The organism is Polymorphum gilvum SL003B-26A1 (assembly GCF_000192745.1).
GTDB lineage: Bacteria > Pseudomonadota > Alphaproteobacteria > Rhizobiales > Stappiaceae > Polymorphum > Polymorphum gilvum.
Map to the genome: position 1 here is coordinate 99,702 of NC_015259.1, position 12,739 is coordinate 112,440.

The 12,739-nt window shown below is 68.0% G+C and carries 15 protein-coding genes and 1 pseudogene; 2 read left to right on the forward strand and 14 right to left on the reverse strand.

All coding sequences use genetic code 11. The annotated features are described in order from the left end of the window. Positions 1 to 335: 335 nt before the first annotated feature. Both rplS and trmD read right to left on the reverse strand, forming a co-directional pair. Positions 336 to 704, reverse strand: a pseudogene (rplS, locus tag SL003B_RS00465) (50S ribosomal protein L19); the annotation flags it as partial. 232 nt (positions 705 to 936) lie between these two features. Further along, the gene (trmD, locus tag SL003B_RS00470; RefSeq protein ID WP_013650855.1) at positions 937 to 1,695 is read right to left on the reverse strand and encodes a tRNA (guanosine(37)-N1)-methyltransferase TrmD; all 759 of its coding nucleotides are present in this window, start codon (positions 1,693 to 1,695) and stop codon (positions 937 to 939) included. 171 nt (positions 1,696 to 1,866) lie between these two features. On the opposite strand from trmD, the gene SL003B_RS00475 reads away from it, so the two are divergent. Further along, entirely contained in the window at positions 1,867 to 2,364 is a 498-nt protein-coding gene (locus tag SL003B_RS00475) for a VanZ family protein (RefSeq protein WP_041375301.1), read from the forward strand. Here SL003B_RS00475 and rimM read toward each other — a convergent pair. From rimM to ffh, 4 genes are read right to left on the reverse strand one after another with little or no spacing between them, the layout of a single operon-like run. Continuing rightward, on the reverse strand, positions 2,313 to 2,864 hold the full coding sequence (rimM, locus tag SL003B_RS00480; RefSeq protein WP_013650856.1) for a ribosome maturation factor RimM: 552 nt from the start codon (positions 2,862 to 2,864) through the stop codon (positions 2,313 to 2,315). The genes SL003B_RS00475 and rimM overlap by 52 nt on opposite strands. Before the next feature lie 48 nt (positions 2,865 to 2,912). After that, a complete protein-coding gene (gene rpsP, locus SL003B_RS00485; protein WP_013650857.1) occupies positions 2,913 to 3,284 on the reverse strand; it encodes a 30S ribosomal protein S16 in 372 nt (123 codons plus the stop codon). 20 nt (positions 3,285 to 3,304) lie between these two features. Further along, positions 3,305 to 3,589 carry a chorismate mutase gene (locus SL003B_RS00490; RefSeq protein ID WP_206771969.1) on the reverse strand — a complete coding sequence of 95 codons (285 nt, stop codon included), beginning with the start codon at positions 3,587 to 3,589 and terminating at the stop codon, positions 3,305 to 3,307. Positions 3,590 to 3,645: 56 nt separating this feature from the next. Next, positions 3,646 to 5,208: a signal recognition particle protein gene (gene ffh / locus SL003B_RS00495; protein ID WP_013650859.1), complete on the reverse strand. Its 1,563-nt coding sequence runs from the start codon at positions 5,206 to 5,208 to the stop codon at positions 3,646 to 3,648. 420 nt (positions 5,209 to 5,628) lie between these two features. Between ffh and SL003B_RS00500 the strand changes: the two genes are divergently transcribed. Beyond that, positions 5,629 to 7,071, forward strand: a complete 1,443-nt coding sequence (locus tag SL003B_RS00500) for a TrkH family potassium uptake protein (RefSeq protein ID WP_013650860.1) — start codon at positions 5,629 to 5,631, stop codon at positions 7,069 to 7,071. Between the two features lie 4 nt (positions 7,072 to 7,075). Here SL003B_RS00500 and ureG read toward each other — a convergent pair whose 3' ends face one another. The 8 genes from ureG to SL003B_RS00540 all read right to left on the reverse strand — a co-directional run bounded on the left by ureG (position 7,076) and on the right by SL003B_RS00540 (position 12,700). Further along, on the reverse strand, positions 7,076 to 7,699 hold the full coding sequence (ureG, locus tag SL003B_RS00505; RefSeq protein WP_013650861.1) for an urease accessory protein UreG: 624 nt from the start codon (positions 7,697 to 7,699) through the stop codon (positions 7,076 to 7,078). Continuing rightward, on the reverse strand, positions 7,696 to 8,457 hold the full coding sequence (locus tag SL003B_RS00510; protein ID WP_013650862.1) for an urease accessory protein UreF: 762 nt from the start codon (positions 8,455 to 8,457) through the stop codon (positions 7,696 to 7,698). The genes ureG and SL003B_RS00510 overlap by 4 nt, the downstream gene beginning before the upstream one ends. An 83-nt stretch (positions 8,458 to 8,540) precedes the next feature. Beyond that, complete coding sequence (locus tag SL003B_RS00515) at positions 8,541 to 9,044, reverse strand: urease accessory protein UreE (protein WP_013650863.1); 504 nt, start codon at positions 9,042 to 9,044, stop codon at positions 8,541 to 8,543. Further along, positions 9,041 to 9,646, reverse strand: a complete 606-nt coding sequence (locus SL003B_RS00520; RefSeq protein WP_013650864.1) for a glutathione S-transferase family protein — start codon at positions 9,644 to 9,646, stop codon at positions 9,041 to 9,043. Before SL003B_RS00520 ends, SL003B_RS00515 begins: the two co-directional genes overlap by 4 nt. Positions 9,647 to 9,662: 16 nt before the next feature. After that, on the reverse strand, positions 9,663 to 10,151 hold the full coding sequence (locus SL003B_RS00525) for a hypothetical protein (RefSeq protein ID WP_013650865.1): 489 nt from the start codon (positions 10,149 to 10,151) through the stop codon (positions 9,663 to 9,665). Between the two features lie 37 nt (positions 10,152 to 10,188). Continuing rightward, the gene (gene ureC, locus SL003B_RS00530) at positions 10,189 to 11,901 is read right to left on the reverse strand and encodes an urease subunit alpha (protein WP_013650866.1); all 1,713 of its coding nucleotides are present in this window, start codon (positions 11,899 to 11,901) and stop codon (positions 10,189 to 10,191) included. 50 nt (positions 11,902 to 11,951) lie between these two features. Continuing rightward, positions 11,952 to 12,371: a lysozyme inhibitor LprI family protein gene (locus SL003B_RS00535; RefSeq protein ID WP_013650867.1), complete on the reverse strand. Its 420-nt coding sequence runs from the start codon at positions 12,369 to 12,371 to the stop codon at positions 11,952 to 11,954. Positions 12,372 to 12,394: 23 nt separating this feature from the next. Beyond that, entirely contained in the window at positions 12,395 to 12,700 is a 306-nt protein-coding gene (locus SL003B_RS00540; protein ID WP_013650868.1) for an urease subunit beta, read from the reverse strand. Between the last annotated feature and the right edge of the window lie 39 nt (positions 12,701 to 12,739).

Here is a 12,739-nt window from a genome sequence, read left to right on the forward strand (position 1 = left end):
CGGGCCGGTGCCTGTTTCCCGTTGCCGAAACCGGTGCCCGGGGCGCGGTCTCGCATGTCCAGCCTTCAATGACTCGAAGATGACCTTACGGTCAAGCGCGTTCAAGGACGCGAACCGTTGAGCTTTGTTCAACTGCGCTTGACGGCGGCAGCGCGTGCCGCCGGTCCGCAGGCAACGAAAAAGGCGGCCCGGACAGGCCGCCTCTCCAAATCTTCCGCTGGTGCCGAATCTTATTCGGCCGAAGCCTCGGCAGCCGCTTCCTTGGCAGCTTCCTTCTCGGCGGCGGCAGCGGCCTTGGCGGCGGCGACTTCTGCACGCACCTCTTCGTTGAGGCGCTTGGCGCGGGCATTGGTCGCCTCGACGATGCGGGCGGACTTGCCGCGACGGTCGCGCAGGTAATAGAGCTTGGCGCGGCGCACCTTGCCGCGGCGGACGACCTCGACGCTCTCGATCATCGGCGAGCAGACCGGGAACACGCGCTCGACGCCCTCGCCGTAGGAGATCTTGCGGACGGTGAAGCTCTCGGTGAAGCCGCCGCCGGAGCGGGCGATGCAGACGCCCTCGTAGGCCTGGGTTCGGGTGCGACTGCCTTCGGTCACCCTGACGTTGACCTTGACGGTGTCACCCGGAGAGAATTCCGGCAGCTTGCGGACGGCTTCGATCTTCGCCTGCTCTTCGGCGTTGATCTGCTCGAGAATGTTCATGGCATCTTTCCCTTTTCAATTCCGAGACGGCCAGAGCGTCCCGTCGCGAGCTTCCTCGCGGGGACGGATTCACCGTCTGCTGGCCATGGCCGATAGCTATCGGACCTGATGTTCCTGCCGGATCTGCGTCCTGACAGCCTGTTCTCCGGCCAGGAGATTTCCACGCGCAACCAACCCGCGGACCGGCCGGATCCGAAGAATGGCGGGGTGATAGCGCAAGCGGTCGCATTTGTCATGCGGTTTTTCCGTTCTGACCATCGGACGGCGGCGGGTTTCGGGCAGGCTTACGAGCCGCCTCCTTCCCCTCGTATCGTTCCCACAGGTCGGGCCGACGGTCCTGCGTCAGCCGTTTTGCCTGCTCAAGGCGCCAGGCGGCGATCCTGGCGTGGTCGCCGGAGGTGAGCACGTCGGGGATAGCGCGGTCCTCGAACATCTGCGGCCGGGTGTAGTGGGGATGCTCGAGCAGGCCGGTCTCGAAGCTTTCGGTCTTGCCGCTCTCGATATTGCCCATGACGCCGGGGATCAGGCGGACCACCGCGTCGAGCACGACCATGGCGGCCAGCTCGCCGCCGGACAGGATGTAGTCGCCGATCGAAACTTCCTGCAGGTTTCGCGCCTCGATGACGCGCTGGTCGACGCCTTCGAAGCGGCCGCAGACGATGATTGCGCCCGGGCCGTCGGCGAGGTCGTGCGCCATCCGTTGGGTGAACGGACGGCCGCGCGGGCTCATCAGGAGCCTCGGACGCGGATCGTCCGCCGGCGCGGCGGCGTCGATGGCGGCGGCGAGGATGTCGGCGCGCAGCACCATGCCGGCGCCACCGCCGGCCGGCGTGTCGTCGACCGAGCGGTGGCGGTCGTGGGCATGGTCGCGGATCTGGCGCGCGTCGAGGGCCCACAGGCTTTTGTCGAGCGCCCGCCCTGCGAGGCTCGCGCCGAGCGGGCCGGGGAACATCTCGGGATAGAGGCTGAGTACGGTGGCGGCGAAAGTCATCAGGGCGTTTCCTCCAGTGATCCGTCGGACGGCCTGCTCTCCGGCCCGTGTCAAGCGTCTGTTAACCCTGCCGACGCATTCGGCCCGCCGGCGCGGGGCGGTTCGGCGGCCCGCAAGACCGCGTTAACCGGCCGGGGGCGAGGGTGGATACTTAATCAAGGAGGTCCCGCCGTGCCGACCCTGCGTGTTCCGTTGCCGAGCCTGCTGCGAAGCTCCGTCGAGCGGCACTATATCGACATTTCGCTGAGCCGCGTGCTGCCGCTCGGTGCGCTGATGACCTTCGGCATCCTGGTCGGCCTGGTGTTCACCAGCGGGCTCGACCACCCTTACGACAAGCTGCTGCATGTCGTCTTCTTCGCCCTGCTGACGCTGTCGGTGCACACGCTGTTCTGCTGCCGGCTGCGCATCTCGGCCGTGGTCGCCTTCGCGCTGGGCGCATTCGGCGAACTGGTCCAGGCCCTCACGCCGCATCACCATGCCTCGGTCCTCGACGCGGTGGCCAACGGCGTCGGCGTCGCGCTGGTGGTCGGGCTGATCGCCCTGTGGCGCTCGGAACGGCGCCAGGCGCTTGCATCAGCCGCAGCGAATCTAGACGACCTGCTCGGTGCTGAGACGCTTCAGCCCGCCCCGGTGCGGCTGCGGTCCTCGTCCGTACCTTCCGACAGGTAGTCGTCGGGCAGGTCGAGCACGACGCGTCCGGCGGCGAGATCGACCGTCGGCACGAAGGCCTGCGTGAACGGGACGTAGAAGCTCCGGCCCCGGTCGGGGCGGATCTCCAGCAGGTCGCCGGCGCCGAAATCTTGCACCGCCACCACGGTTCCGAACCGGCTCGCGGCCGCATCGACGGCCTCCAGGCCGATCAGGTCGGCGTGATAGAACTCGTCGTCGCCCGGTTCGGGCAGGCGCTCGCGCGGCACGTAGAGATCGAGGCCGTTGAGCGCCTCGGCGGCGGTGCGGTCGTCGATGCCCTTGAACCTGGTGATGACGACGGTCTTCTGCACGCGGGCCCCGACCACCTCGAAGCGGCGGCTGCCGTCGGCGGTCTCCAGCGGGCCGTAGTCCGCGAAGGAGAGCGGGTCGTCGCCGAAGGGCTTGACCCGCACCTCGCCGCGGACGCCGTGGGCGGCGCCGATGCGCGCCATCAGGATGCGGTCGGAGGCGGAACTCATCGCCCGTCCCCCGACTGGTCCCGCTCCGGCACGCGTCGGCTTGCCATGTTACTCGGACGCTTCGGCGGCCGCGGCGGCGGCCTCTTCCTCGGCCTGCTTCTTGGCAGCGAGCTTTTCCTTGGCCTTCTGACCCATCTCGGCCTTCTTCGGGTTGTTGCGCGGCGCGCGCTTCAGCAGGCCGGCGTCGTCGAGGAAGCGATGCACGCGGTCGGTCGGCTGGGCGCCGTTGGCCAGCCAGTGCTGGATGCGCTCGACGTTGAGCTGGACGCGGTTCTCGGAGTCCTTCGGCAGCATCGGATCGTAGGAGCCGACCTTCTCGATGAAGCGGCCGTCGCGCGGGGCGCGGACGTCGGCGACGACGATGCGGTAGTAGGGACGCTTCTTGGCGCCGCCACGGGCGAGACGGATCTTGGTAGCCATGGTCTTTACTCTCCAGTTGTTCAGTTGCCGGCGTTGGCGGCAATGGCTTCGTGGTGCCGAATGACTTCCCTGACGATGAAGGCAAGGAACTTTTCGGCAAAGTCAGGATCGAGGTTGGCCTCCGCCGCCAGGCGGCGCAGACGCTCGATCTGAATCTGTTCGCGCGCCGGGTCGGCCGGCGGCAGGTCATGGGCGGCCTTCAGATGGCCGACCTTCTGGGTGCACTTGAAGCGTTCGGCCAGCATGTGCACCAGCGCGGCGTCGATGTTGTCGATCGAGGCGCGCAGGGCGCGCAACTCCGCCATCGGCGCGCTATCGCCCAGCCGCGTGTCGGCGCCGGTGCGGCGATCGGAGGCGGCCGTCATTTCTTCTTGCCCTTGCCGAGGCCCGGGCCGAAACCGGGCATGCCGCCGAGACCCGGCAGCCGGGCACCGCCGAACCCGGGCAGGCCGGCACTGCCGGGCAGGCTCTTGGGCAGGCCCTTGGGCAGTTCCATGCCGCCCGGCATCTGGCCGGACCTGGCCATCTGCTCGAGCTGCTTGGGATCGATGTCCGGCATACCGCCGCCCAGCGCGTCTCCGAGGCCGCCGCCAAGGCCGCTCATCATCTTGCCGAACAGACCCTTCTTCTTGCCCATCAGCTTCATCATGTCCGCCATCTGGCGGTGCATCTTCAGCAGCTTGTTGACCTCGGCGACGTCGAGGCCGGCGCCGGCGGCGATGCGCTTCTTGCGGCTCGCCTTGAGGATGTCGGGCTTGCGGCGTTCTTCCGGCGTCATCGACTGGATGATCGCGATCTGGCGCTTGAACATCTTGTCGTCGAGATTGGCGGCGTCGAGCTGCTTCTTCATCTTGCCGATGCCGGGCAGCATGCCCATCACGCCCGACATGCCGCCGAGCTTCTCCATCTGCCTCAGCTGCTCGGCGAGATCCTCCAGGTCGAAATGACCCTTCTGCATCTTCGCCGCCATCTTGGCGGCCTTCTCGGCGTCGATCGCTTCGGCAGCCTTCTCGACCAGGGAGACAATGTCGCCCATGCCGAGGATGCGGTCGGCGATGCGGCGGGGATGGAAGTCCTCAAGCGCCTCGGCCTTTTCGCCGGTGCCGATGATCTTGACCGGCTTGCCGGTGACCGCGCGCATCGACAGGGCCGCGCCGCCGCGGCCGTCGCCATCCATGCGGGTCAGCGCGATGCCGGTGATGCCGACGCGCTCGTCGAAGCTGGTGGCGAGGTTGACGGCATCCTGACCGGTCAGCGCATCGGCGACAAGCAGGATCTCGTGCGGGTTGGTGGCGGCCTTGATCTCCGCCATCTCGTGCATGAGCGCCTCGTCGATGTGGATGCGGCCGGCGGTGTCGAGCATGACCACGTCGTAGCCGCCGAGGCGGGCCGCCTGGATCGCGCGCCGGGCGATGTCGACCGGGCCCTGGCCGGCCACGATCGGCAGCGTGTCGATGCCGTTCTGCTCGCCGAGCACCTTGAGCTGCTCCTGGGCCGCCGGGCGGCGGGTGTCGAGCGAGGCCATCAGCACCCTGCGCTTATCGCGGGTGGCGAGACGGCGGGCGATCTTGGCGGTGGTGGTCGTCTTGCCCGAGCCCTGCAGGCCGACCATCATGATCGCGACCGGAGCGGGGGCGTTGAGGTCGATCGGCTCGGCGTCAGCGCCGAGCATCTCCACGAGCTGGTCGTGGACGATCTTGACCACCATCTGGCCGGGCGTGACCGACTTGACCACTTCCGCGCCGACGGCGCGCACGCGCACCTTGTCGGTGAAGGAGCGCACGACGGGAAGGGCGACATCCGCCTCGATCAGCGCGCGACGGACTTCGCGCAGCGCCTCGTTGACATCGGATTCCGACAGCGCACCGCGGCCGGTGAGCTTGTCGAGAATACCGCTCAAGCGATCGGACAGACTTTCGAACATGCCTCAAGGTCCTTCCGGGTTCCAGGTCGGGAAAACGGGCGCAGCGCCCCTCGTCCCGCTCCATGTGGGGTCGGACATCCGGTTTCCCAACGCCGTACGCAAAGCGGAAACGCACCCGAGGGCGCCACGCGCTGTCGGGTGTGAACCTCCGGGATCTCTTTACACCTTTGCGGGTCCCGGTCGGCGGCTCGAAATGTCGTCACTCTCACGGAGTGGGCCGGACATAGTCGAAAAGGACGCGGAGAGTCAAGGAAAAGCGCCGCTTCGATTGGATCCGGTCGGCCCCGTTCCGGTCGGGAGGCTCGTCCCGCCCGCTTGCAATTCCCGCCGGAAAGGCGAATATGCACGCTGCTGCGCTGCACTCTGGCGCGCGGATACACTCCCCGACCGGGCTTTGCCCGCGGGGCGGATGCTGCCAAGATGGACTTTCGCGCCGTCGCGCTGCCGATCGGACGTCTGCTGATCGTAGTCGCCGCCTTCATGATGATCCCGGCGGGAGCCGACCTGGTTGCCCGCAATCCAGACTGGGTGGTGTTCGCCACCTCGGCGCTGGTCAGCGGCTGCATCGGCGCGCTGCTGTCGGCTGCGCTCGCCCGGCGCGCGTTCCCTTTCCGGCCACGCGAGACCTTCCTGTTCGTCAACGCCGCCTGGTTCACCTTCAGTTTTGCGGGCGCGATTCCCCTCTACGCCAGCGGCCTGGACATCAGTTTCGCGGATGCCTTCTTCGAGGCGGCCTCGGGTCTGACCACGACCGGTTCGACGATCCTGACGGGGCTGGACGGCCTGCCGCCAGGCATCCTGCTGTGGCGCTCGCTGCTGCAATGGATCGGCGGCATCGGCATCGTGGTCATCGGCATCTGGCTGCTGCCGGGCCTGCGGGTCGGCGGATCGCAGCTGTTTGCCATCGAGTCCTCCGAGAAGACCGCCAAGCCCTACGGCCGGATCGAGCCCTTCCTGTTCCGGCTGCTCGGCCTGTACCTGGTCCTGACCCTGAGCTGCGGGCTGCTCTATTACCTCGCCGGTATGACCGCGTTCCAGGCGATCAACCACGCCATGACGACGATCTCGACCGGCGGCTTCTCCACCTCCGACAGCTCCATGGGGCAGTTCTCCAGCCTCGCCATCCTGTGGATCGCGATCGTGTATATGCTGGCGTCAGGCATGCCGTTCCTGTTCCTGATCAAGCTGGCCGAGCGGCGCGAAGTGCCGCATCCCGAACAGGTTCGCGTCTATCTTCTGTTCGTCGCCGGTGCGAGTTTCCTCGCGTTCCTGTCCATGCACGCGACGACCGAGGACACGCCGTTCCGGCAGTTCACCCATTCGGTTTTCAACATCGTTTCGGTGGTAACGACGACCGGCTACGCGACGACGGACTATCTGCAATGGGGCAATTTCGCCATCGCCCTGTTCTTCGTGCTGACCTTCTTCGGCGGCTGCAGCGGCTCGACCTCGGGCGGCTTCAAGATATTCCGCGTGGCGATCCTGCTGTCCTCAATCCGGGCGATCCTGAAACGCATCGTGCATCCCCACCGGATCATCGAGCCGCGCTTCGGCGGCGCCAAGGTGACGCCCGGCGTCATGGAAGGCGTGCTGATCTTCTCCGTGCTCTATGCGGGCACCTTCGCGGTCTTCGCGGCCGTCTACGCGGCGCTCGGCCTCGACCTCGCGACCGCGCTCAGCGCATCGGCGACGGCGCTGGCCAACGTTGGCCCCGGCGTCGGACCGATCATCGGGCCGGCGGGCACGTTCCAGTCCCTGTCCGATCCGGTGAAGTGGCTGCTTGCGGTCCAGATGATCCTCGGCCGGCTCGAACTCATCGGCGGCATCCTGGTCCTGACGCCGGACTTCTGGACCGAGACCTGAGCGGTCAGAGGCCGCCCCGGGAGACGATGAAATCGACCACGGCCTGGACGCCGTCGCCGGCCTTGGTGTTGGCGAACAGGAACGGCCGGCCCTTGCGCATGTGCGTGGCGTCGCGCTCCATGACCGACAGGTCCACGCCGACATGGGGCGCGAGATCGGTCTTGTTGATGACCAGAAGGTCGGAGCGGGTGATGCCGGGCCCGCCCTTGCGCGGGATCTCCTCGCCGGCGGCGACGTCGATGACGTAGACGGTCAAATCGGCCAGCTCTGGCGAGAAGGTGGCGGCCAGGTTGTCGCCGCCCGATTCGATCAGAATCAGGTCGAGGTCAGGAAAGCTGCGGGTCAGGTCGGCGACGGCGGCGAGGTTGATCGAAGCATCCTCGCGGATCGCGGTGTGCGGACAGCCGCCGGTCTCGACGCCGCGGATCCGCTCGCTCGGCAGTGCCTGGGAGCGCATCAGCGCTTCGGCGTCCTCGCTCGTGTAGATGTCGTTGGTGATGACGGCGAGCGAATAGCGATCGCGCATGGCCTTGCACAGCCGGTCGGTCAGCGTCGTCTTGCCGGAGCCGACGGGGCCGCCGATGCCGACGCGCAGAGGACCGTGAGGGGAGCTGCCGGGGGGCGTCATGAGCGGAACAACCTCGTGTACTGGGTTTCGTGGGCCATGGAGGCGATGTCGGCAAGGAACACGCAGCTGCCGAGATCGTCCAGGCCGGCGGCGAGGGCCTGCGCGGCGACATCGGCAACGACCGGTTCGAGCCCGGCGAGCACGCGCTGGCCGTCGCTCTGGCCGAGCGGCACCGCGCGCACGGCGGCGGAGACGGCATTGGCAGAGAAGGCGTGCAGGAAGCCGGTCAGAGCCGCCGCCAGAGGGATGGCGCAGGCGGCGGCGACCAGGCCGACGGCGACCGGATAGGGCCACAGGCGCGGCGCGTCGGGCGCTGCCGGACCGGCGAGGCGGGCGAACAGGGCCCCGACCGGCGTATCCGTTCCCGGCCGCCACGCCTTGCCGATGGCGTCGACGAATGCGGTGCCCTGGGCGCTCGATTCCAGATGTCGTTCCTTCGACGGCTGCAGGGCGAGACCGAGGTCGACGAGATCGACCAGGGTGGATGCGTCGCCCCGACGGGCGGCGGCATGGGCCTCCTTGAGCAGGATGGCGTCGGTGCGGCCGGCGCCGAGGCAGAGGATGTCCGCGAGCCAGGCCTGCAGCGTCGCCGCATCATGCACGCCGCCGTCGTCGATCACCTGTTCCAGGCCGTGGCTGTAGGTGAAGGCGCCGACGGGAAAGCCCGGCGACAGAAAGGCGAGCAGACGGTAGAGCGCGGCCGCGGAGAGGGTCTCAGACATGGCGAGGCGCGCCGCATTCGAGAACCGGAGCGCCATTCCGGCCGCTCTCCGTCCCTGATTCCCCCCCACAAGGAGGATCGGGATCCGGCGCCATGCTGCGGTCCATCGCCGTGTCCGGGTCAGCCATGGGAATGACCATGGTCGTGGGCGTGGTGTCCGTGCGAGTGGCCATGATCGTGACCATGGGTCTGGCCGTGGCCGTAGGCGCCGCCCTCGGGGTCGAAGGGTGCGGCGAGCGGCGTCAGCCGGCCGCCGAGGCGCTGCACCATGTCCTCGATGACGTGATCGCGGCGGATGCGCAGCGTGGCGCCCATGAGCTGGGTCGGCAGGTGGCGGTTGCCGAGATGCCAGGCGATGCGGACGAGGTGGTCCATGTCGTCGGCGGTGATCTCGACCAGATCCTCGGCCTCGGCGCGCACCTCGACGATGCGGCCGTCGTCCAGCTTGAGGCCATCGCCATGGCGCAGGTGAACGGCCTGGGCCAGATCGAGCAGGAACGCGAGGCCATTCTCGCCGGTCAGCGATGCGCGGCGGCGGTGGCGATCCTCGCGGTCGAGGGTGACCACGTCGGCGGGGGCGCCGGTCCAGGAGCCGGCAGGCAGGACTTCGGTGGCGCGGATCATGCGGCCTCGGCGACCTTCTGCATCAGTGCCCGGTAGGCGGGACGCTCGCGCAGGCGCTTGAAATAGGCATGCAGCGCGCCTTCTTTGGGCAGGTCGAACTTCGCGGCGGCGGCCCAGCCGGCGCATTGGCCGAACAACAGGTCCGGCACGGTGAATTCGGCGCCCATCACATAGGGGCCTTCGCCGAGGCGTGCCTCGAGCGTCTTGAGGGCGGTGTCGAACTCCATCCGGCAGACGTCCTTGATCGCGGGGACACGGATCTCCTCGGGATGGAACAGGCTGTTCTTGGCCGCGGTCCACAGCGCACCCTCGATCTCGTCGACGCAGAACTGGGTGAAGCTGTCCTGGCGAGCGCGCTCGATCGTGCCGGCCGGGAAGGTGAAGCGACCGTGCCGGTCGGCGAGGAACTGGACGATGGCGACGCTGTCGGTGAGCACCGCGCCGTCGACCAAGAGGGCCGGCACCTTGCCGGCCGGATTGAGCGCACGGATCTCCTCGCTCTGGGGCAGGGCGGGGACGAGGTCATAGGGCTCGCCGAGTTCCTCGAGTATCCAGATGACCCGGTTGGCGCGGCTGCGCGGGGTGCCGATGACGGTGTACATGGATTTCGCTGTCTCCCTAGATTCGCCGGTTTGCGCCGGCCTTTGCCCGGCCGCGGCCGCGGCCGAGACTGAGTCGGTAGTCGGAGCCGACCGTGCGACGCAGGGCCGCGCGGATGCGTGGATCGGCGTCGGCGACGAAGCGGGCGATCTCGGCCATCTCCGCCGGCACTTCGCCGGCGGCGAGCAGACGGCCGAGCAGGGCGAGGTCGCGCCAGCGCGAAGCGCCTGCATCGCATGCGACGATGTCCGCCCCGGTGCCGGTGCGGTTGAGCCGGAAGGCGGCGGCCTGGCGGTGCTGAGGGCCGCTGTCGGCATCCCAGCGGCCGGTCGCGACGACCAGATCGACCCCGGTGACCGGTCCGTTGTCCAGCCAGTCGGCGTAATAGATGGCATGCGCCGCGCCGGCGTGCAGGAGGAAGCCCTGCGGCGCGGCGGCGTCGGGATCGCAGCAGGGACAGCCGCCGGTCGGCTCGGCGCCGATCTCGATGTGGTATTCCGGTGTCATGCCGCCTGTCGCCGTGCTCCGCTCCGCCCTGCGAACTCTAGAACAGGAAATAGCGCTGGGCCATGGGAAGAACATCGGCAGGTTCACAGGTCAGCAGTTCACCGTCGGCGCGCACCTCGTAGGTTTCCGGATCGACATCGATCTTCGGCGTGGCGTCGTTGAGGATCATCGACTTCTTGGAGATGCCGCTGCGGGTGTTCCTCACCGGCAGGACGAGGCTGTCGAGGCCGAGCCGGTCCCTGACGCCGCTGTCATAGGCCGCCCTGGACACGAAGGTAATCCGGCTCGCCGTCATGGTCTTGCCGAAGGCGCCGAACATCGGCCGGTAGTGCACCGGTTGGGGCGTCGGGATGGAGGCGTTGGGGTCGCCCATCGGCGCGGCGGCGATGGTGCCGAGTTTCAGCACCAGGTCCGGTTTGACGCCGAAGAACTTCGGATCCCAGAGCACGAGGTCGGCGAGCTTGCCGACCTCGACCGAGCCGATGTGCTCGTCGAGACCGTGGGCGATGGCCGGGTTGATGGTCACCTTGGCGATGTAGCGGCGGACGCGCAGGTTGTCGTTCTGGCCGGTCTCGCCGGCCAGCCGGCCGCGCTGGAGTTTCATCTTGTGGGCGGTCTGGAAGGTGCGGATGATCACCTCGCCGACGCGGCCCATCGCTTGGCTGTCCGACGCGATGATCGAGAAGGCGCCAATGTCGTGCAGGATGTCCTCGGCGGCGATGGTCTCCTTGCGGATGCGGCTCTCGGCGAAGGCGACGTCCTCCGGAATGGAGCCGTCCAGATGATGGCAGACCATGAGCATGTCGAGATGCTCGTCGATGGTGTTCTTCGTATAGGGTCGCGTCGGATTGGTCGACGACGGGATGACGTTCGTCTCGCCGCACACCTTGATGATATCCGGCGCATGGCCGCCGCCGGCGCCCTCTGTGTGGAAGGCGTGGATGGTGCGGTTCCGGAAGGCGGCGGTGGTGTTCTCGACGAAGCCCGATTCGTTCAGTGTGTCGGTGTGGATCATCACCTGGACGTCGTATTCGTCGGCGACCGACAGGCAGGTGTCGATGGCCGCCGGCGTCGTGCCCCAGTCCTCGTGCAGCTTGAGGCAGCAGGCGCCGGCCATGATCTGTTCTTCCAGCGCGGCCGGCAGCGAGGCGTTGCCCTTGCCGGCGAAGGCGAGGTTCATCGGAAAGCTGTCGGCCGCCTGCAGCATGCGGGCGATGTGCCAGGGGCCGGGGGTACAGGTGGTGGCGTTGGTGCCGGTCGCCGGCCCGGTGCCGCCGCCGAGCATGGTGGTGACGCCCGACATCAGCGCGTCGTCGATCTGCTGCGGGCAGATGAAATGGATGTGCACGTCGAGCGCGCCGGCGGTCAGGATCTTGCCTTCGCCGGCGATCGCCTCCGTGCCCGGGCCGACGACGATGTCGACGTTCGGCTGGACGTCCGGGTTGCCGGCCTTGCCGATGGCGGCGATGCGGCCGTCCCTGATGCCGACGTCGGCCTTGACGATGCCCCAGTGGTCGACGATCAGCACGTTGGTGATCACGGTGTCGACGGCGCCGGCGGAGCGCGGTGCCTGGGATTGGCCCATGCCGTCGCGGATGACCTTGCCGCCGCCGAACTTCACCTCCTCGCCGTAGACGGTGAAGTCCTTCTCGACCTCGATGATCAGATCCGTGTCGGCCAGGCGCAGGCGGTCGCCAACGGTCGGGCCGAACATGTCGGCATAGGCGGCACGGGACATCTTGTAGGGCATGGCCTTACCTCAACGGCTTGACGGGGTCGAAACGGGGTTGGAAGGGCCGGTCATCGGCCTTCGATTCCGGCGGCGAGGTCCTTCAGTTCCTCGGCGCGCCGGACGGTGAGCGTCGCCAGGCAGCCGTAGATCAGCTGCGGCTCCATGGTGCCGCCGCGGGCGAGGAAGCCGTAGGCCGCGCAGGCTTTGTCTCGATAGGGGATCCAGGCGCGCTGAGCCTCCTTCAGGGCCTCGGCGGCACCCTGCAGGTCCGGCATATCGGCAAGGTTCGCGTCCATCTCGCGCATGCGTGCCATGGCTTCCCGGTAGGCGGCGTTGAGGTCCGCGTCGGCGGCTTCCCAGGCCTTTTCGGCGCAATAGGTCAGTTCCATCTGGCTGAGCGGATAGCCGCAGTCGATCGTCTCCTGCGCCCGTGCGGCGCCGGCCGGTAACAGAAGGGCGATGGCAAGGACGAGGCGGGCGAGCGGCATGGCGGAATCCTCGAGCGATGGCCTCACAGCGGACCCATGACCTTCTGGTTGAAGCCGTAGACGGTGCGGGCGCCTCGATAGGGGATCAGCGCCACCGTTCGGGTCTGGCCGGGCTCGAAGCGCACCGCGGTGCCGGCGGGAATGTCGAGGCGCATGCCGCGCGCCGCCTCGCGGTCGAAGGCGAGCGCCGGATTGGTCTCGGCGAAGTGGTAGTGGCTGCCAACCTGGACCGGCCGGTCGCCGGTGTTGGCGACGTCGAGGCTGAGCACCGGGGCGCCAGCGTTGAGTTCGATCTCGCCCTCGGCGGGGAAGAGTTCTCCGGGAATCATGGGTTTGTCCTCGTTTGGGCCGGGCATGGACGCGGCGAG